Origin of the sequence: Microbacterium suwonense, from assembly GCF_030296555.1 — a bacterium.
Lineage (GTDB): Bacteria > Actinomycetota > Actinomycetes > Actinomycetales > Microbacteriaceae > Microbacterium > Microbacterium suwonense.
Genome location: NZ_AP027728.1, coordinates 2,160,421 through 2,180,188, shown reverse-complemented (window position 1 = coordinate 2,180,188; position 19,768 = coordinate 2,160,421). Strand labels below are relative to the sequence as shown.

Annotated in this window: 13 protein-coding genes and 4 pseudogenes; 9 read left to right on the top strand and 8 right to left on the bottom strand. The window is 68.1% G+C overall.

The annotated features are described in order from the left end of the window. The first annotated feature begins 35 nt into the window (after positions 1-35). Together QUE33_RS10855 and QUE33_RS10850 are read left to right on the top strand one after the other, a co-directional pair. Positions 36-251, top strand: coding sequence for a ribbon-helix-helix domain-containing protein (locus QUE33_RS10855; RefSeq protein WP_286299921.1), 216 nt, complete (start codon positions 36-38; stop codon positions 249-251). Then, on the top strand, positions 248-610 hold the full coding sequence (locus tag QUE33_RS10850; protein ID WP_286299919.1) for a type II toxin-antitoxin system PemK/MazF family toxin: 363 nt from the start codon (positions 248-250) through the stop codon (positions 608-610). Before QUE33_RS10855 ends, QUE33_RS10850 begins: the two co-directional genes overlap by 4 nt. 45 nt (positions 611-655) lie before the next feature. Here QUE33_RS10850 and QUE33_RS10845 read toward each other — a convergent pair whose 3' ends face one another. From QUE33_RS10845 to QUE33_RS10825, 6 genes and pseudogenes are all read right to left on the bottom strand, one after another. Next, complete coding sequence (locus QUE33_RS10845; protein WP_286299917.1) at positions 656-1,216, bottom strand: ECF transporter S component; 561 nt, start codon at positions 1,214-1,216, stop codon at positions 656-658. Positions 1,217-1,237: 21 nt separating this feature from the next. After that, a complete protein-coding gene (locus QUE33_RS16205) occupies positions 1,238-1,384 on the bottom strand; it encodes a hypothetical protein (protein WP_350226452.1) in 147 nt (48 codons plus the stop codon). Between the two features lie 169 nt (positions 1,385-1,553). After that, positions 1,554-1,946: pseudogene (locus QUE33_RS16200) on the bottom strand (energy-coupling factor transporter transmembrane component T family protein); the annotation flags it as partial. A gap of 119 nt (positions 1,947-2,065) precedes the next feature. Then, positions 2,066-3,754: an ABC transporter ATP-binding protein gene (locus QUE33_RS10835; protein ID WP_434019597.1), complete on the bottom strand. Its 1,689-nt coding sequence runs from the start codon at positions 3,752-3,754 to the stop codon at positions 2,066-2,068. Between the two features lie 105 nt (positions 3,755-3,859). After that, positions 3,860-4,405 carry an ECF transporter S component gene (locus QUE33_RS10830; protein WP_286299913.1) on the bottom strand — a complete coding sequence of 182 codons (546 nt, stop codon included), beginning with the start codon at positions 4,403-4,405 and terminating at the stop codon, positions 3,860-3,862. A 163-nt stretch (positions 4,406-4,568) separates the two neighbouring features. Next, entirely contained in the window at positions 4,569-4,865 is a 297-nt protein-coding gene (locus QUE33_RS10825; protein ID WP_286299911.1) for a GNAT family N-acetyltransferase, read from the bottom strand. A 99-nt stretch (positions 4,866-4,964) separates the two neighbouring features. Between QUE33_RS10825 and recQ the strand changes: the two are divergent. Beyond that, positions 4,965-6,964: pseudogene (gene recQ, locus QUE33_RS10820) on the top strand (DNA helicase RecQ). Positions 6,965-7,222: 258 nt separating this feature from the next. Here recQ and QUE33_RS10815 read toward each other — a convergent pair. Continuing rightward, positions 7,223-7,636: an OsmC family protein gene (locus tag QUE33_RS10815; RefSeq protein WP_378761430.1), complete on the bottom strand. Its 414-nt coding sequence runs from the start codon at positions 7,634-7,636 to the stop codon at positions 7,223-7,225. A 92-nt stretch (positions 7,637-7,728) separates the two neighbouring features. On the opposite strand from QUE33_RS10815, the pseudogene QUE33_RS16195 reads away from it, so the two are divergent. From QUE33_RS16195 to QUE33_RS10785, 5 genes and pseudogenes are all read left to right on the top strand, one after another. After that, a pseudogene (locus QUE33_RS16195) lies at positions 7,729-8,546 on the top strand (methionine ABC transporter ATP-binding protein). After that, entirely contained in the window at positions 8,543-9,010 is a 468-nt protein-coding gene (locus tag QUE33_RS10800) for a hypothetical protein (RefSeq protein ID WP_286303202.1), read from the top strand. Before QUE33_RS16195 ends, QUE33_RS10800 begins: the two are co-directional and overlap by 4 nt. Beyond that, on the top strand, positions 8,893-9,213 hold the full coding sequence (locus tag QUE33_RS10795; protein WP_286303145.1) for an ABC transporter permease subunit: 321 nt from the start codon (positions 8,893-8,895) through the stop codon (positions 9,211-9,213). Before QUE33_RS10800 ends, QUE33_RS10795 begins: the two co-directional genes overlap by 118 nt. 29 nt (positions 9,214-9,242) lie before the next feature. After that, a complete protein-coding gene (locus QUE33_RS10790) occupies positions 9,243-10,055 on the top strand; it encodes a MetQ/NlpA family ABC transporter substrate-binding protein (RefSeq protein WP_286299904.1) in 813 nt (270 codons plus the stop codon). Positions 10,056-10,264: 209 nt separating this feature from the next. Next, the gene (locus QUE33_RS10785) at positions 10,265-12,325 is read left to right on the top strand and encodes an acyl-CoA dehydrogenase family protein (protein ID WP_286299902.1); all 2,061 of its coding nucleotides are present in this window, start codon (positions 10,265-10,267) and stop codon (positions 12,323-12,325) included. A gap of 267 nt (positions 12,326-12,592) precedes the next feature. On the opposite strand, the pseudogene QUE33_RS16190 reads toward QUE33_RS10785, so the two are convergent. Beyond that, positions 12,593-12,850: pseudogene (locus QUE33_RS16190) on the bottom strand (DUF2690 domain-containing protein); the annotation flags it as partial. A 974-nt stretch (positions 12,851-13,824) separates the two neighbouring features. On the opposite strand from QUE33_RS16190, the gene QUE33_RS10780 reads away from it, so the two are divergent. Continuing rightward, the gene (locus QUE33_RS10780; protein WP_286299901.1) at positions 13,825-19,764 is read left to right on the top strand and encodes an Ig-like domain-containing protein; all 5,940 of its coding nucleotides are present in this window, start codon (positions 13,825-13,827) and stop codon (positions 19,762-19,764) included. Positions 19,765-19,768: the final 4 nt, after the last annotated feature.

The window sequence follows — 19,768 nt, the reverse complement described above, 5'->3', positions numbered from 1 at the left end:
TAGCAGGGTGGATGCTACTGCGGTAGCATCGACGTATGTCGCACAGCAAGATCAGTCTGAGTCTGAGCGATGCCGATCTCGCATTCCTCGACGCGGAGGCTCTGCAGGGCCGTTATGCGTCGAGGTCGGCCGCCGTTCAGGATGCGGTGCGGATGCTGCGCGAGAGTCGTCTTGCGGATGCCTATGCCGAGGCCTACGCAGAGGGCTATGACGAGGACTGGGACACGGCGATCGAGGACGGGATCGCATGATCTCCCTGCTGCGGCGGGGGCAGATCGTCGTGGTGGCGTTGGACCCCGCCGTCGGCTCCGAGGCGAAGAAGACCCGACCGGCCGTGGTGGTGAGTAACAACACCGCGAATGCGGCGGCCGCACGCAGCGATCGCGCGACCGTCACCGTGGTCCCGCTCACCTCGAACGCATCGCGCGTGCTGCCCTTCCAAGTGCACCTCCCCGCCGGTGAGACCGGATTGGATCGTGACACGAAGGCCCAGGCGGAGCAGGTGCGCACGGTCGCGGTATCTCGCATCGTCCGCCCGGTGGGATGGGTCGGCTCTGAGCTGATGGGCGCACTCGACGAGGCGCTTCGTCTGCATCTCGCGCTCGGCTGACTCCCCTCGGGCCGCTGAGCCCAGCTCGCCCTCCTGCGCCGAGCCTCAGCGCCGCCCCACCCCGGCGGCGCGCAGGCGATCGGCGATGAGGATGCCGAGTGCTGTCGCGCCCACGCAGCTCGCCAGCGTCGACACGAAGAACAGGATCTGCGCCCACACCGGCTGCACGCCCATGTCGAAGAACGCCCAGGCGAACAGCGGATAGACCAGGCCCAGCACAGTAGCTCCGGCGTAGTGCTGCCAGGTCTTCCAGAATCGCCACAGCACGATCAGGAACGGCAGCTCGGCGAACAGCGCCCACGACGCGTTCGTGTAGACGCTCACGAACCCGTACCCCGAGAACGGCACGATCACCAGACCCGCGATGATGCCGACGAGCAGGCCGACGAGCGGCTTCTGCAGCAGGCGAAGCGCGATGACCGACGGCAGGATCCACAGCCCGGTGATCGCAACCGACACGACCGGCATCCCGAGCGTCAGCAGAGCGGTCGACAGCCAGTTCGCAGGGGCGAGCAGCAGTCCGCCGGCCACGCCGATCGCCGCGCAGGTGAGCAGCAGCGTGGTCGGCACGCGCCTGCGCCGCCGGGTCATGGTCTTGTCGGACATCGTTGTGCCTTTCGGGCGGGGTCAGCTGGGCTGCCAGGGGAACGTGAGCACGAGGATCGCTGCGGATGCCGCGATGAACAGCACGATGAAGACCGTGTCCCGCACGCGGAAGGGCACCTGATAGCGCTCGGTGCGGGTCGGGTATGCGCCGAAGGCCCGAGCATCCATGGCGAGCGCCACGCGCTCGGCATGACGGATGGCTCCTGCCAGCAGCGGGACGATGTACCCCCAGCCGCGTGCGAGGCGTGCGAACGGCCCCCGGCCGCCGTGCGACCCCCACCCGGTGTGCCGCGCGGATCACGCTCAGCTCGTAGCCGAACCGCGGCACGAACCGGTAGGCGGCCAGTGCCGTGTACCCGATCCGGTACGGCACGTGCAGCTGCTGGATGCCGGCTCGCACGAGATCGGGGCCGGTCGTGGTCAGCCCGCCGATCAGTGCGAGGGCGAGGATCGAGGCCAGGCGCAGCGATGTCGCGAAGCCGATCTGAACGGCGCCGGTGAACAGCGTCCACCCTCCCAGTTGAAGCAGCGGCGCGGTGTCGTCCACCCCCGCGGCATCCACCCAGATCGAGAACCCGAAGCCGATCGCGACGACGCCGAGGGGCACCGCGAGGAACAGCAGTGCGGCCGTGCGCGGCGTGATCCGCGCCCCGACGACGATCAGCGCGTAGGCGAAGACGATGAAGCACAGCGGCGTCGCGAGGTCGCGCACGAAGATGAGCACCACCATCGCAGGCAGCGCTGCGGTGACCTTCGACAGCGGATTCAGATGGTGCAGAAACCTCCAGGCGGGTGCCGGAACGCCGGGCGCGTACGGGTCGATCGTCGCGGTGGGCGACGTGATCACGGTCATCGCGCCGCCTCGGCGAGGACGCCGCGCAGCACAGGATCCAGCGCACGGTGCAGCGCGGGAAGCCGCAGTCCCGCGCCCTCGAACAGACCCGGTGTCGCGAACAGCGACGCCGTCCGGCCGGTCGCATGGATGCGGCCGTCGGCGAGGATGACCGTGTGGGTCGCATGGTCGGCGACCAGCTGCAGATCATGCGTGACGATGAGGATCGTCGTCCCCTCAGTCCGCAGGTCGCCGAGCAGCCGCAGCAGCTCGTCGGCGCGGGCGCGATCCTGGCCGAATGTCGGCTCGTCGAGTGCCAGCACGCCGGGACGGGTGATGAGCGCCGTACCCACGGACAGACGTCGCTTCTCACCTCCGGAGAGCAGGAACGGATGCACGTCGGCCTTGTGCTCGAGTCCGAACCGGGTGAGCATCTCGCCCACGCGGTCGGCGATGTCGGCATCCGACACTCCGCGCAGCCGTAACCCGTGCGCGAGCTCGTCGAAGACGGTGTGAGCGATGAACTGATGCTCGGGGTTCTGGAACACGAAGCCGATGCGAGCGGTGAGATCACGCGGAGAGGCGCGACCGGGGTCGAGATCGCCGATCGTCACCCGACCCTTCGGTGGCGGCACGACACCGGCGAGCGACTGGATGAGCGTGGTCTTGCCGGCGCCGTTCGCGCCGACGATGGCGGTGAGCGACCCGGCCGGGATGTCGAGGTCGATGCCGTGCAGCACCTCCGACCTGCCGCGCTTCACAGTGAGGTTCCGAACACGGATCACGGATGCCGGGGAGCGCGGGTCCTGCGATGGTGATGGCTCGGGTGCCGCTGCGCCGTGCTGCGCGAGCGGGATCGCAGCCGCCAGTTCGTCAGCGGTCAGCGGCAGGGGAGCATCGATCGGCAGGATTCCGCGTTCGCGCAGCATCCACCCCGCCAGTGTCGCCGCCGGGAGCCATACGCCCATCGCGATGAGCTCCTCGGTGTGTCCGCGCAGTATCTCGTCGACAGGGCCGTCGAACACGAGCCGGCCGCGCTGATCGAGGACGATCGTGCGGGTGGCGAAGCGCATCGCGGCATCCAGGTTGTGCTCGACGAGGACGACGGCGTGATCGCCGGAGGCGACCAGCTCGGCCAGGGCGTCGTAGACGTCGTCGATGCCCTGCGGATCGAGGTTGGCGGTCGGCTCGTCGAGCACGATCACCGACGAGCCCATCGCGATGGCGCAGGCGATCGCGAGCCGCTGGCGCCCGCCGCCCGAGAGCCGGTCGGGGTTCCAATGCCGACGATCCCACAGGCCGACGCGCCGCAGCGCGCGCTCCGCCCGCGAGAGCACCTCGGCGACGGGGAGCAGCAGGTTCTCGAGAGCGAAGGCCACCTCGTCCATCAGCGTGCCGGTGACGAGCTGCGCGTCGGGGTCCTGGAAGACCATCGCCACGTCGGAGCTGACCTCGGCCACCGGGACATCCGCGATGTCGCGGCCCCTCACCTCGACGCTGCCGGCGAGGTCGGCGGGAACCGCCTGCGGGATGAGCCCGTTCAGCGCCAGCGTCATCGTCGACTTGCCCGAGCCGCTCGGCCCGAGCACCAGGACCACCTCGCCCAGGTCGATGTCGAAGCTGACACCCTCGGGCGACGGATGCGTCGCGCCGACGTGCGTGAGGGAGAGATCACGCACGCGAAGCAGAGGGGCGGATGAACGCACGAGTGCCCTTCGACAGGCTCGAGGACCGGGGTCGGCTCGGGGTCCGGTGATTCGGTACCCCTTCAGGTTAGCTGAGGCTTACCTGAATCGCATGCGCCGATCGGATCAGGCGCGAGTGACCAGGCCGGCCCGGCGCAACGCGACGCCCACGCGCACGCCGATGAAGGTCCACACCACCGGGCCCACGATGAACATCGCCAGATAGAGCACGAAAGCCCACGGCGCGAACTTGTCGACGTCGGCGGCGAAGCCGATCGGCACGGCCAGAAGAACGCCGACGATCACCGCCGACACCAGGAACCGGCCCATGCCCCAGTAGCGGTAGCGGCCGAGGGCGGTGATGCCCTCCTGCACCACGCCGATCAGCAGCGCCGTGCCGATGTAACGCAGCACCCAGGCCGGAGCGAAGGCGCTCGAGATGAGGGCGGCCAGCACGTGCGCGATGAGTGCGACGCCGGGGGTGCGCAGCAGCGACTGCGCGACGATCCCGGGCAGCACGTGCGATCCGAGCACCAGGCCGTAGAGCACCGGAGCGGCCGCCGAAACCGGGATGCTGAGATAGCCGGCACCCGCCGAGACGAGCCCCGTCGCCACGCCGACCGCGGCGCAGATCAGCAGCACGCGGGTCGACATCACACGGTTCTTCGGCACCAGTTCAGCCTAGTGGCGCAGCGGCCTTCGTCGATCGGGTTGCACTTCGGGGGCCGACACGCCAGATGTAGGACCGATTCGCGTAAAACGTCCGTCATCTGGCGTGTCGGCCCCCAATTCGTATCGGCCACGGCGCGGGGCCGGTGCGTTCGACGCGGGAGGCTCAGCCCTGGTTGGGCAGGCGGATCTCGACGCCTTCGAGGGGATGCGTCTCGAGGTACTTCGCGATGAACGGGCAGTAGGGCGCGATCGTGTCGCCGGTCGTCGCGGCATCCGCGAGCGCTTCGGCGGCGAGCTGCTGGGCAAGTCCTCGCCCCTGGAAGGCATGGTCGATCTCGGTGTGCGTGAACCGGAACTCTCCCGGGCGCCGGTCGAACTCGGCAAAGCCGGCGAGCGTGCCGTCGAAATGGATCTCGTAGCGCGAGGTCTCATCGTTGCGGCTGACGGTGATGTCGGGCATTGCTCCTCCTTCGGTTCCGTCCAACCTACGCGGTTCCGCGAGCGTCCGGGCCGGTGCAGAGCCGACTCCGAGGTCGGTGGCGGTGGCTACGCTGGAGGGATGCCGATGCCATCCGACCCGTACGAGGACGTGCCGTACCCGGATGAGCCGTGGTCCGAGGAGCCGCCCGGGGAGCTGGACTGGATCCCGCCGGAGGACGGCTACGAGCCCGCACTGGACTGGGGTGCGGCGCCGGAGGCCTCGGCATCCGTTCCCGCGTCGAGGCCGGCGTCCGCGCGACCCGCACCGTCGCGCTACCCGACCGCGATCGAGGCGCTGCGGACGGTGTTCGGCTACGACGCGTTCCGCGGCGATCAGGCGGCGATCATCGAGCACGTCATCGGCGGCGGGGATGCCGTGGTGCTGATGCCCACCGGCGGCGGAAAGTCGGTCACGTATCAGGTGCCCGCGCTCGTGCGCGAGGGCACCGGGCTCGTCATCAGCCCGCTGATCGCGCTCATGCACGACCAGGTCGACGCGCTGCGCGCGAACGGCGTGCGCGCGGCCTACCTCAACTCCACGCAGGCGCCCGATGAGCGCCGCGAGGTGGAGCGGGCGTATCTCGCCGGCGAGCTGGACCTCATCTATGTGGCGCCCGAGCGACTCTCCTCGGCGCAGACGACGCAGCTGCTGCAGCGCGGCAGCCTCAGCGTGATCGCGATCGACGAAGCGCACTGCGTGTCGCAGTGGGGTCACGACTTCCGTCCCGACTACCTGGCGCTGGGCGATCTGGCCGAGCGGTTCCCGGGCGTTCCGCGCATGGCGCTCACCGCGACGGCCACCCGCGCCACGCATCAGGAGCTCACCGAGCGGCTGAACCTCGATCGTGCCGAGCACTTCGTCGCCAGCTTCGACCGGCCCAACATCCAGTACCGCATCGTGCCGAAGGTCGATCCGCGCGGGCAGCTGGTGGCGTTCATCCGCGCTCAGCCCGAGGGGGCAGCAGGGATCGTCTACGCGCTGAGCCGCAAGTCGGTGGAGCAGACCGCGACGTATCTCGCGGCGCAGGGGCTGGATGCGCTGCCGTACCATGCGGGTCTGCCGGCCGAGGTGCGCGCGGCGAACCAGTCGCGGTTCCTGCGCGAGGACGGTGTCGTGATGGTCGCGACCATCGCGTTCGGCATGGGCATCGACAAGCCCGACGTGCGTTTCGTCGCGCACATCGATCTGCCCAAATCGGTGGAGGGCTATTACCAGGAGACCGGGCGCGCCGGCCGCGACGGCGAACCGGCCGTGGCATGGATGGCGTACGGTCTGGGCGATGTCGTGCAGCAGCGCCGCCTGATCGACCAGAGCCCCGGCGATCGCACGTTCAAGATGCGCATGGGGCAGCACCTGGATGCCATGCTCGCGCTGTGCGAGACGGTGGCCTGCCGCCGCCAGAACCTGCTGCGGTACTTCGGGCAGGACTCGGGCACGTGCGGCAACTGCGACACCTGCCTGGAAGCGCCTGAGACCTTCGACGGCCTGGTGCCCGCGCAGAAGCTGCTGTCGACGATCGTGCGCCTCAAGCGCGAACGCAATCAGGCCTTCGGTGCCGGTCACCTCATCGACATCCTGCGCGGCGCCTCCACCGATCGCATCCGCAAGATGGGCCACGAGCAGATCGCCACGTACGGCATCGGATCCGACCTGTCCGATCAGGACTGGCGCAGTGTGGTGCGGCAGCTGCTGGCCCGTGGCATCCTCGTCGCGCAGGGCGAGTACGGCACCCTCGCTCCGGGCGATGCCGCCGGGGAGTGCTGCGCGGCGAGACGCCGGTGCCGCTGCGCAAGGACACGATCGGGCGGGTCAGCGCATCCCGCGCACGGAAGACCTCCGCCGCCGACAGCGTCGCAGACGGCGATCGCGAGCTGTTCGAGGCACTGCGGGCCTGGCGCGCCGAGACCGCGCGTGAGATCGGCAAGCCGGCGTACATCGTTTTCGGCGACGCCACGCTGCGCGCACTGGCCGAGCATCGCCCGGCATCCGTCGCCGCACTCAGCGGCATCAGCGGCATCGGTGAGAAGAAGCGCGAGGCCTACGGCGCCGCCGTGCTCGAGGTCATCGCCGCCCACTGACGCCGCGCCCCGCTCCGCCGCGCGCCGCCCGCCGCAGCGCTGCGGATGCTTTTCGCTGGTTCGGGGTTCATTTCACCAGCGTTTTCCATCCGCGCGCCAGGGGGACGGATGGATCTTGCGGGTTCGGCCCGTTTCTCGCCGGCGTTTTCCATCCGCGCGCCAGTTTTCGGCATCCGCTGCAACGAACGATGGCGCGGATGCCGAAAACTGCAGCGGATGCTGCCCCGGGGCCACCGCGGCCGCAACCGCGCGACCGAATCAGCCGGCGTACTCCTCGGCGTGCACATGCACGGTCGCGGCGCCACCGATGAGCTTGGACACCGGGCAGCGGGAGTGCGCGGCGGTGACCAGCTCGGAGGTCTCGGCGAGCGACAGGCCCTCGGCCGAGAGATGCGCGTCGACATGGAACTCGTATCCCGGGCCGGGATCGGATGCATGCAGCTCGACCTCGACACGTACCGCGGTGCGCCGTTCGCGCCGCACGATCGCCTGCGCGGTCGCGTTCAGACAGGTGACCCAGGCCAGCGCCAGCAGCTGCTCGGGGTTCGATGCCGCAGCGTCGAAATCGGCGCCCAGCGGTGAGGAGACCGGAACCTCCATGCCCCCGATCACACGACTCGTGCCGTCGCCTCCGGTGGTGTTGATCGCTTCCGTCCGGTACCTGGCACTCATACCTCAACTATAATTTGGATCACGTACAGAAAGGGCTGCTCGGGCCCTGTCGGCCTGCGCGAAACGCCCGCCGAACCCGAGAGACCCACGCCATGGCATCCGCCTCCGCCGCGAGCGTCGAGCCGTCAGCGACCACGGATACCCCCGCGATCGTGGAGTTCTGCGGCATCACCAAGCAGTTCTCCACCGATCGCGGTGAAGAACCCGCCCTCAGCGACGTCACCCTCAGCATCCGCACCGGCGAGATCTTCGGAATCGTGGGCGAGAGCGGCGCAGGCAAATCCACGCTCCTCGAACTCGTGAACGGACTCACCCTCCCCACCGAAGGCACCGTGACCGTCGGCGGCATCGACGTCGCAGGCCTCGATCGTCGCGGAATGCGCTCCCTGCGGCGGGGGATCGGAACCGTGTTCCAGGGGTGCATCTGCTCAGCAACAGCACCGTGCGCGAGAACATCCGTCTTCCGCTGCGCCTCGCCGGCCGCGCCGGCGAGGGCGCGCTGACCCGGCAGCAGCAGCGCGAGGAGGTCGAGCGGATGCTGGGATTCGTCGGCCTCGCACACCGAGCCGACCACTTCCCGGCCCAGCTCAGCGGCGGCGAACGGCAGCGGGTCGGCCTGGCCCGCGCGTTGGTCACCCGACCGCCCTTGTTGCTGTGCGACGAGCCCACCTCGTCGCTGGACGCCTCCACCACCGGTGACGTGCTGCGGGTGCTGGCGGACGCCCGAGAGAAACTCGGCACCACGGTGATCGTCATCACGCACGACCTCGACGTGGTCAAGGTGCTCTGCGACCGTGCCGCGCTGCTGGAGAAGGGGCGGCTGCGCGAGGTGTTCCCGATCGTGCGCACGGCCGCCGATCGCACTCTGCCGACTTATTACGAGCAGGTCAAGCGGGAGCTGATGTCATGACGTGGCTCACTGACCTGCTCGCCGAGTACGGCCCCGACATCGTGAAGTCGATGGCCGAGACCGGCTACATGATGCTGGTGTCTCTGCTCGCGGCGGTGCTCATCGGCCTGCCCCTGGGCATGACCGTGTACCTCACCCAGCGCGGCGGCATCGCCGAGAACCGGGTGGTCAACCTGATCGCCGACCTGTACATCAACGTCGTCCGCTCCTTCCCGTTCCTGCTGCTGGTGGTCTTCTTCATCCCGTTCACCCGCGCGGTGATCGGCACCAGCTTCGGCACGCCTGCGGCCACCTTCCCCTGTGCTTCGTCGCGGTGGCGATCTATGCGCGGCTCACCGAGCAGATCCTGCGCGAGATCCAGCCCGGCATCCCGCTGGTCGCGCGGGCACTGGGCGCGACGGTTCCGCAGGCGGTGTTCCGAATGCTGCTGCCCGAGGCGCGCTCGGGGCTGGTCTACGCGCTGACCTCTGCCGCGATCAGCCTGCTGTCGTACTCCACCGTGCTGGGCGTGGTGGGCGGCGGCGGCATCGGAGACTTCGCGATGCGCTATGGCTACCAGGTCTACAACGACAACCTGATGTACCTCGTCATCGTCATCATCATCGTGTGCGTGCTGGCCATCCAGGCCGTCGGCCACCGCACGTCCGTGCGACTGGATCATCGTTGAACACGCCATCTACACAGAGAGAAGGAATCATGCGCGCTCGTCGCCTCGGCATCATCGCCGCCATCGGAGCATCCGTCCTGCTGGCAGGGTGCAGTGCACCGGACACCGACAGCTCGGATGCCGTGCCCGCACCCCAGACGCTCAAGGTCGCCGCCGTGCAGGCGCCGATGACGGATGTCGTGAAGGCCGCCGGTGAGGCCATCGAGGGTGACTATGAGGTGGAGCTGGTCGAGGTGGGCGACTACATCACCGCCAACACGATCCTGAACTCCGGCGACGTGTATGCGAACTTCTCGCAGCACATCCCTTATATGGAGACCTTCAACGAGGGCAACGACGGCACGCTCGTCGGTGTGCAGCCGGTGTACAACTTCCTGATCGCGTTCTACTCCAAGACGCTGGACGACATCGCCGACCTGCCCGACGGCGCGACCGTCGCGATCCCCGACGACCCGTCGAACACCGGACGGGCGCTCAAGCTGCTCGCCGCGCACGATGTGATCGCACTGGACCCTGCGGTCGACCCCTACGACGCGACGGTGAAGGATGTCGTCGACAACCCCAAGCACGTCGAGTTCCTGCAGGTGCCGATCGCCTCGCTGAACGCCGCCTACGAGGAGGCCGACCTGGTCTTCCAGTGGCCCTCGCACATCATCGCGCTGGGGCTGACGCCGCAGAAGGACGGCCTGATCACCGAGCTCGACGATCGCTTCGCCCTCAACCTCGTCGTGCAGCAGAAGGATGCCGACAGTGCCGCGACGGCCGCGCTGAAGAAGGCGTTCACGAGCGATCAGGTGCGCGAGGTCATCGAGGGCAACGGCACCATCCAGACCGCCTGGTGATGCACGGGGCGTCCGGTGATGCCGGGCGCCCGGTGCCGGCCGGCGATGGGGGATCGGCTGAGCGTCGGCATCCGGATGCTGTGGACTGGCCACAACGCAGGCGGACGCCGCGGCGCGCGTAATTTGTGAATGATCCACAGTCGAGTTCACCCGCTGTTGTCGCAGACCTACCATTGAGGCATCCCCGCTCCCTGCCGAGAGGAACCGTCATGGTCGACGCAGCCATCCGCCCCACCGCCGACACCGCGCTCGCCGACGGCGCGCGCATCGACGTCGCCCGCGTCAACGAGCTGTTGCTGGGCACCTGGGCGCACACCCGCCGCGAGGCGCGCGAGATGATCAAGGATCCCGCGTTCTGGCGCGACGACAGCCTGGGCAAGGACGAGCACCGTGAGCGCGTGCTCACCCAGCTGCACCTGCTGGTGGAGAACAGCGCCGTGCATCGGGCGTTCCCGAAGAGCTTCGGCGGCGACGAGGACAACGGCGGGAACATCGCCGGCTTCGAGGAGCTCGTCGCCGCCGACCCGAGTCTGCAGATTAAATCGGGCGTGCAGTGGGGGCTGTTCGGCGGCGCGGTGCTGCAGCTGGGCACCGAGGAGCACCACCGGAAGTGGCTGCCCGGAATCATGGACCTCTCCATCCCCGGGGCCTTCGCCATGACCGAGATCGGTCACGGTTCCGACGTCGCCGCCGTCGGAACCACCGCGACGTACGACCCGGATGCCGAGGAGTTCGTCATCAACACGCCGTTCCGCGCGGCGACGAAGGAGTTCCTCGGCAACGCCGCGCTGCACGGCATCGCCGCGACGGTGTTCGCTCAGCTGATCACGAACGGTGTGAACCACGGCGTGCACTGCTTCTATGTGCCGCTGCGCGACGAGGACGGCAATGACCTGCCCGGCATCGGACGGGAGGACGACGGGCTCAAGGGCGGGCTGAACGGCATCGACAACGGCCGACTCAGCTTCGACCACGTGCGCATCCCGCGCACGAACCTGCTCAACCGCTACGGTGACGTCGCCGTCGACGGCACCTACTCCAGCAAGATCGAGAGCCCCGGCCGGCGCTTCTTCACCATGCTGGGCACGCTCGTGCAGGGGCGCGTCTCCCTCGACGGCGCCGCATCCTGGGCATCCGCTCTGGGCCTGCACATCGCGATCACCTACGGGTCGCAGCGCCGGCAGTTCGACGGCGCCGACGGCGAGGAGACCGTGCTGCTGGACTACGGCAAGCACCAGCGGCGCCTGCTGCCGCGACTGGCCACCACCTATGCGCAGATCTTCGCGCACGACGAGTTCCTGCAGAAGTTCGACGGCGTCTTCTCGGGCCGCACAGACACCCCCGAGGACCGCGAGGACCTCGAGACGCTCGCGGCCGCACTCAAGCCGCTGTCGACCTGGCATGCCCTCGACACCCTGCAGGAGGCGCGCGAGGCGTGCGGCGGCGCGGGCTTCATGTTCGAGAACCGGCTGGTCGGGCTGCGTGCCGATCTGGACGTCTACGTCACCTTCGAGGGCGACAACAACGTGCTGCTGCAGTTGGTCGGCAAGCGGCTGCTCACCGACTTCGCCGCGCAGTTCAAGGGCAAGGATGCCGCGGCGCTCGCCAAGTACGCCGTCGGGCAGACGGCCGGCAAGGTGTTCCACGGGGCGGGTCTGCGCGCTCTGGGGCAGGCCGTTGCGGATCTGGGATCCACCGCCCGCTCGGTCGAGCTGGGGCTGCGCGAGGAGCAGCAGCACGAGCTGCTCACCGAGCGCGTGCAGCAGATGGTCGCCGACATCGCCGGGCGGCTGCGCCCGGCCGGCAAGGACAAGGTGCTCGGCGAGAAGCTGTTCAACGAGAACCAGGCCGAGCTGATCGAGGCCGCCCGCGCGCACGGTGAGCTGCTGCAGTGGGAGGCGTTCACGGATGCGGTCAACGCGATGGAGGACGAGTCGACGCGCACGGTGCTCACCTGGCTGCGCGACCTGTTCGGGCTGACCCTGGTCGAGAAGCACCTGGCCTGGCACCTGATCAACGGGCGGCTGTCGACCCAGCGCGCCGCCGCGGTGTCGAGCTACATCGACCGGCTCTGCCTGCGGCTTCGTCCGCACGCCCTCGACCTGGTCGGCGCCTTCGGGTACGAGCCCGAGCACGTGCGCGCCCCCATCGCCAGCGGCATCGAGCAGCAGCGCCAGGATGAGGCCCGCGCGCACTACGCGGCGCTGGAGGCATCCGGCGAGGCGCCCGTCTCCGAGAAGGCGCTGCGCGCCCAGCGCAAGCGCGCCTGATCCTCCCGCCGAGACCCCTCCTGGTCGCCGACACCCCTCCTGAGCAGCGCATCTCAGGAGGGGTGTCGGCGCTGCTGAGGGGTCTCGGCGGAGAGGAGAGGACTGACCCCGTCGCGCTGGTGTCAGCTGTGGGTCAGGTGCAGAGGGGCTCGCCGAGATCGATGCTCTCACCGGCCAGCGTGATGCTGCCGACAGCACAGAGCCGGGTCTCGGGGTGGGGCGGACGACCAGGGTCGTGTATGCGCTCTGCACGTTCGGCTCCGTCGCCGACTGCCGATCGGGTCCCTGCGCGGCCGTCTCGGGATAGATCGAGACGGTCATCGAGTTCCCGGAGAACTTCTCGTCGTAACGAGTGATGCGGGCCCAGCCCGCGTAGCACTTGTTGGACCAGATGATCTCGAGCTTCGTGTTGTTCGTGCGATTGGATGCCGTGGCGACCTTCGCATCGTTCACGCACGGACTCAGCGCAGGATCTACTCCGTTGCTCACGTTGATCTGGGCGTGTGAGCTGATCGGCTCTTGCATGAGCGCCCGGCGTGCGGCTGCGGCGCCGTCGTCGCGCGCCTGTGTCACGGCTGCAGCCGTCACGCCCCAGCTGATGGCTGAGGCGACAACGATGCCGAGCAGGAAAGCGAGCGAGAGGGCCAATGCGGGTCGCAGAGAGGAGGAGCGTCGTGAGGATGGCTCCACGGACGGAGTGACCAGGTGCTGCGTCGACGGGGAGAGGCGGAGTCGCTCGATGGAGTCAGCGCTCAGGGATGCGACCCCGGTCGTCGCCAGTGCGTCCCGTCGTTGCACCCAGGGAGCTGTGTCGGCGCCCAGAGCCTTGACCAGGCGGTTCACCGTCCGGGCTGATGGAAGTTGTTTGCCGCCCAGAGCACTGGAGAGCACGCTCTTGGACACACCGGTCTCGTTCTGCAGTCGCGACAGCGTGGGGCTGTCGGCGTTCAAACGCAGCGCACGCAGATCAGCGGCGAAGTCGGTGACAGAGTCTTCGAGGGCGGATGCTTCGGAGCCATCGAGATCGGGTACGTCATCAGTCATCGGGAATGAACCTCGGGCGCGTCAGGTATGGGTATGAGGGCCATGCCCTGAGCCCTTTTCGGCCTGTGGTCTGTCCCCAGCAACGGTGTGACTCATGGATACCACCGGCGGATCGAGGCGTCCACCCGGTCTGTCGGACTGTGACGGGTGCGGACGATTTTTCCGAGATTTCCGGTTCGGATGGTTTCGAACGAGAAAACCGCGGGATTGCTGGTTTCCTGAGGGAACCGAAGCCTGTGTGGAATCCCGATCCGCGCAGGCGTGTGCTCTGGCGATGGGTGATATTCCCCATCTCTGTGGGATATTCCCCATCGCCGGATGGGGAGCACCGTGATGGAGTGACGCTGTGCCCTGGTGGCGTCGAAGGGGAGGGTCTCGCGATGAGGGGAGTGCTCGCGTCGTTATGGCGCCATCGTGCGACGACGTCGTCAGCGGCAGCACTCACTGCTGCGGCGGTGGCGATCACCACTCTGGCTCTGGTCTACCCAGGAGTGCCCACGGCGGATCTCGACCTCGACGATGGTGGTGTATGGGTCACCAACAGTGATGATCTGCTGGTCGGTCACCTCAATCATCCATCGCGTCTGCTCGACGCGGCAGTGCGCACGACCTTCGCGGACTTCGATGTGCTTCAGGACGGTGAGCACGTCCTGGTGCTCGACCGCGCTGGCGGCACAGCATCGCCCGTCGATCCGGCGACGGCGACGCTGATCGGCGAGCAGGCTCTGCCTGAGCGCAGCAGCATCGCGCTCGGAGCCGACACGATCGCCGTCGCCGGCGGGGGACTGCTGCACGCGGTGGATTTCGACGGACTGATCGGCGCAAGCTTCGACAAGGACGGTGCCCTCGCGGAAGTCGGCACCGATGCGGTGGTGGCGGTCTCCTTCGATGGCAGCCGGGTCGTCGCAGCATCCGCCACGGAGAAGACGCTGATCACCGCCGATGCGCATGGGGACGACGTGCGGACGACCTCGCTGAAGGAGCTCTCAGACGAGGCGGAGTTGCAGGTGGCGACGATCGGGGATCGTGCTGTCGTCTTCGACAGCACTGCCGGCGTGCTGTATGCCGACGGTGGAATACGTATCGACGTCGAGGGTGCGAAGGGTGCCGAGCTCCAGCAGAGTTCGGCACAGAACGACGCCGTCTATCTCGCATCGAAGACCGGCCTGATCCGGCAGCCCCTGGACGGAGGGACGGCGCAGAAGGTCGCGGATGTTCCTGGAGCGGCGCCGAGTGCGCCGGTGTGGTTGAACGGTTGCGCATACGCCATCTGGGATGACGGCCGTTATGTGCGCGACTGCGACGACGGCGCTGCCGATGCAGAGGTGCGGATCGAGCTCTCCGGCGATGCGACGCCCGTGTTGCGGGTCAACCGTCGCGTGGTCGTCGTCAATGACACCCGAAGCGGCACCGTCTGGGTGGTGAACGAGAAGGCGGAGCGGGTCGACAACTGGAAGGACGTTCTGCCCCAGACCTCGGATGATCAGGACGAGCAGGAGAGCGAGGACGAGCGGCCGCAGTTCGACATACCGGAGCGCAGCGCAGAGAATCATCCGCCGGTGGCCGTGGATGACAGCTATGGCATCCGTCCGGGACGCACGACCATCCTCCGCGTCACCGAGAACGACTCCGACCCCGACGGCGACCTGCTGGCGGCTTCTCTGAAGGGTGCGGCACCGGCTGGATTCGACATCTCGCCCGTGCTCGGGGGCGCAGGCCTGCAGGTCTCGATACCCGCGAACGCTCAGGGGACGCAGACTTTCCGGTACCAGGTCGACGACGGACGGTCGGGTACTGCCGAGGCGACGGTGAAGCTCACCGTGCGCGCAAGCGACGACAACGATCCACCGAAGCAGGACCGCCCTCGCACGCTGCAAGTGGAGGCAGGATCGACTGTCACCTATCCGGCACTCGAGGGCTGGCAGGATCCCGATGGCGACGACATCTTCCTGTCGGGCGCGCGTGTCGACGGCGGGGACGTGATCTCGTATCGGCCCAATGGCGTCATCGAGTACAACGCTGCGAGCAGGGTGCTGGGCATCAAAGAGGTGACCCTCACGGTCTCCGACGGACGGAAGACGGCGGATGGCGTCCTCCGCGTCGATGTACGGGCGAAGGGCAGCCTGAATCCGGTGGCCAACGCCGATCGCGTGTCGGCCACCGCCGGTCGTCCGCTTCTCGTGCGGCCACTGGGCAACGACGTCAGCCCGTCGGGCGAGTCGCTGAGACTGACACGCGTCGATCAGACTGCGGGAGTGCGCGTTGCGCTCGACGTGACCACGGACTCCTTCGAATTCGAGGCGAAGTCCGCAGGCGTGTACTACGTGCAGTACATGGTCACCGCCGGCCCGCGATCAGCCGTCGGAATCGTGCGGGTGGACGTGGTGCCGGACGAAGAAGGCGGTGCGGCCCCGATCGCGGCGCGAGACACCGCATTGCTGCCCACCGGTAGATCGGTGCTCGTGGACGTGCTCGCCAACGATGAGGATCCCTCCGGTGGAATCCTCGTGGTGCAGAGCGCTCGAGTCCAGGCCGGCTCGGGCATCTCGATCGAAGTCCTCGATCACAGCATCCTTCGCATCGCCGACGTCGCCGGCCTCAGCTCGCCGGTCGTGCTCGACTACACGGTCTCCAACGGCTCGCGATCCGCGATCGGTCAGGTCGTGGTCGTGCCGGTGCCGTTGACGGACAGCCTTCGTCCGCCGGTGGCCGTGGATGACACGGCGACCGTCCGGGTGGGCGACGTGGTCACGGTGTCGGTGCTGGAGAACGACTATCACCCTGACAACGACGTGATCACGCTGGAGCCGAAGCTGGTGGAAGAGAACGTCGGCGATGGCATCGTGTTCGTCGACGGCGACCGCATCCGTCTGCAGGCGGGCTCGGAACCCGGTATGGCATACGTCACGTACGAGGTCTCCGACTCGCAGGGGAACAAGGACGCCGGGTACGTGAAGGTGCAGGTGTTGCCGGAGGATGCCGCAGCCAACTCCGCGCCGCGTCCCAAGCCGGTCATCTCGCGGGTGATCTCCGGAAGCACTGTGCGGATCCCCGTTCCGCTGGAGGGGATCGATCCGGACGGCGATTCGGTCGAGATCATCGGCCTCGGATCCAATCCGACGCTCGGCACGGTCGAGGTCGGAGACAGTTGGCTGACGTACCGCGCCTACGATGATGCAGCTGGCCGCGACACGTTCACGTATGTGGTGCGAGATCGCCTGGGCGCCACGGCGACGAACACGGTGACCGTGGGGATCGCTCCACCCGGGGTCGACAACCAGGCGCCTTATGCGGTCAAGGACGTGCTGCGGGTGCGGCCTGGACGTGAGGTCGCGGTGCCGGTCACCGTGAACGACACCGATCCGGATGGCGATGACATCGCCATCGTCACCGATGGGCTGACTGTTCCCGAAGGGATCTCGGCGTCGGTCATCGGGGGCCGGGTGTCCTTCACAGCCCCGCGTGAAGAGGGCGAGTGGACGATCACATACACGATCTCCGACACGTTCGGTGCCACCGCGCAGGGCGTGCTGCTCGTCGTCGTCGATGAGGACGCTCTGCTGCTGGCGCCCGTCGCCCGTGACGACAGGGTGCAGCTGGCGTCGTTGACCGGCAGCATGGTGAAGGTCTCCGTGCTGGAGAACGACGAGGATCCGGACGGTACCGTCGAGGCACTGGACGTGCAGGTGTTCGACGCGGCTGCCAGCGTACGCGCCGGCGGAGTCGTCGAGATCCCGGTCGAGGCATCCCCGCAGATCGTGCGCTATTCCGTCACGGATGCGGACGGCGGCGTCGGGCAGGCGTTCATCTTCGTGCCAGGCATCGATCGGATGCTGCCGACGCTGAAGTCGGCGGATCCCGTGGTGGTCACCAGCGGCGAGACCGTGCAGATCCGGCTGGCAGATCACGTGCTGGTGCGGGAAGGGCGCAGCCCGCGGGTGGCCCTGGCCGATTCCATCCGCACTGCGCACTCGGATGGTGCCCCACCGTTGAAGTCGGCCGATGTCTTCGAGTACACGTCGGCCGAGGGATACTACGGCCCGGATTCCATCGGGGCCCAGATCACAGACGGCACGGGGCCGGACGACCCTGAGGCGCGCACGGCCTACGTGTCGATTCCGATCACTGTGCTGCCGGCCGTGAACCAGTCGCCGCTGGTGCGCAGTGCGAGCGTCGAGGTCGCTCCGGGCGAGGGCGCCGTCACGGTCAATCTGCTGAAGCTGACACGTGACCCCGATGAGGGCGATCTGAAGCGCATCCGCTATTCGGTCGAAGGCGCGGTGCCGGCGGGCTACTCGGCGAGCATCTCGGGCGACACCCTCTCCATCAAGGCCGATGCCGATGTGGAGCCGGGTTCATCGGAGCAGGTGACGATCAAAGCCGACGACCAGTCCAGCGAGCCTGGAACCGGCGTGATCACGATCACCGCGGTCGCCTCGCAGAGGCCGCTGCCGGTGGCCAACGACGATGCCGTGCCGAATGCCACGGCCGGTGCAGCCGTCACGGTGAACGTGCTGGCCAACGACTTCAACCCCTACCAGGGTGAGAGGCCGCTGGAGGTGCTCTCGGCGCGTGTGGACACGGCGGGCGCGCACGAGGCCAGGGTGCAGGGCGACAAGGTCGTGGTGACCCCGGCGCCCGACTTCCATGGCACGCTGATCGTGACCTACCGGATCGCCGACGCCACCAAGGCCGCCGATCGCCAGGCCGAGGCGAAGATCACTTTGACGGTTCGCGGTAGGCCGGATGCTCCCGGCACGCCCACTGTCACCTCGGTCCAGGACCGCACGGTGGTGCTGTCGTGGGCACCGCCGGCGAACAACGGCTCGCCCATCACCGGCTACGAGGTGCGATCGCAGGACGGCTACGCCAAGGCGTGCGCCTCGACCACGTGCACCCTGGGCGGCCTGACCAACGACGTCACCTACAGGTTCCAGGTGCTCGCCGTGAACGGGGTGGGCACGTCGGATCCGTCACCGCTGTCGGCAGAGGCGAGGCCGGATGCCAGGCCCGACACGCCGGCCCCTCCCACCCTCGCCTTCGGAGACGGGGAGCTGACCGTCACCTGGGTGACACCGCACACCAACGGATCGCCGGTGCTCGACTACGACCTGGAGATCTCGCCTGCGCCGTTGTTCGGGCCGAACCAGAAGACCAAGGTCGCAGGCAACTCGCTGGTGTGGAAGGGGCTGAAGAACAGCCAGGCCTACCAGGTGAAGGTGCGTGCGTACAACCGCGCTCTGGAGCCCTCGGAGTGGAGCGGCAAATCCGCCAGCATGATCCCGGCGGGAAAACCGGATGCTCCCGGACGCCCCCAGACCTCGCCGGCGACCCCGGTCGGCGACCAGGCGCAGATCACCGTGTCCTGGGCACCGCCCGCGGATGACCACGGCGACGCCGTCTCGGGATACACGCTGCTCGTCAGGCACAACGGCACCACGAAGCAGATCCCCGTCTCCGGCACCTCGCAGAACGTGCAGGTGGCGACCAGCGAGTCGGACTACGTGTTCGCCGTCATCGCACACAACAAGGCCGGCGACTCCGCTGCCAGCGCGGACTCCGCACCGCGCCGCGGTGCGACTGCCCCAGGGGCGCCGACGGGAGTCACCCTGACACCGGGTGACCGATCGGTCAAGGTCGCTTTCGTCCCGGGGGCGCTCAACGGCAACCGGGCCGGTGAGATCACCTACCACTACAAGGTGAATCAGACCGGAACGCAGGGCACGATCACCTCCGGTGGCAGCATCGGCGGCCTCACCAACGGAACCTCGTACACCGTGAATGTGTGGGCGACGTCCTCGGTGCAGGGAGTCACGCAAAGCGGCCAGGCCACCTCGAACGCGGCCGTGCCCTTCGGCAAGCCGATCATCACGCTGCAGGGCGTGGACCGGCAGAACAACGCCGTGCGGTTCCGCTGGAACGTCAACGCGAACGGCAGCCCGCTGACCGCGGCGACCCCCGGTCAAGCCGGCGACAACTCCGAGGTCGTGAGCGGCCTGAAGCCCGGCCAGTCGACGACGCTGAACGTGAGCTACACGAACGCCGCCGGCACGAGCACGGCCTCGTGGAGCGGTCAGGCCAACGACCCGCCGCCGCCTCCGCCTCCGACAGGCACCGTATCCAAGGGCGGCTCCGCTGAGGGCCAGCCGCTCACTGACGGGACCGGGAAGTGCGGCAAGTTGTGCTATTTCGTCCAGCTGACGACGAAAGATCTACCGGCGGGCACCTACCAGGTGCAGTGCTGGAGTACGCACGACTCGAGCGGACCATGGCGAGATGGGCAAGTCACTCTGAATGCCGGCAGGACCCAGTTGCCGTGCATCTTCGGGTTCCCGGGCGAAAAGGTCTGGGTGGTGGTCGTCGGGAAATTCACGACTGCGAAAGTCACCTGGTAACGAC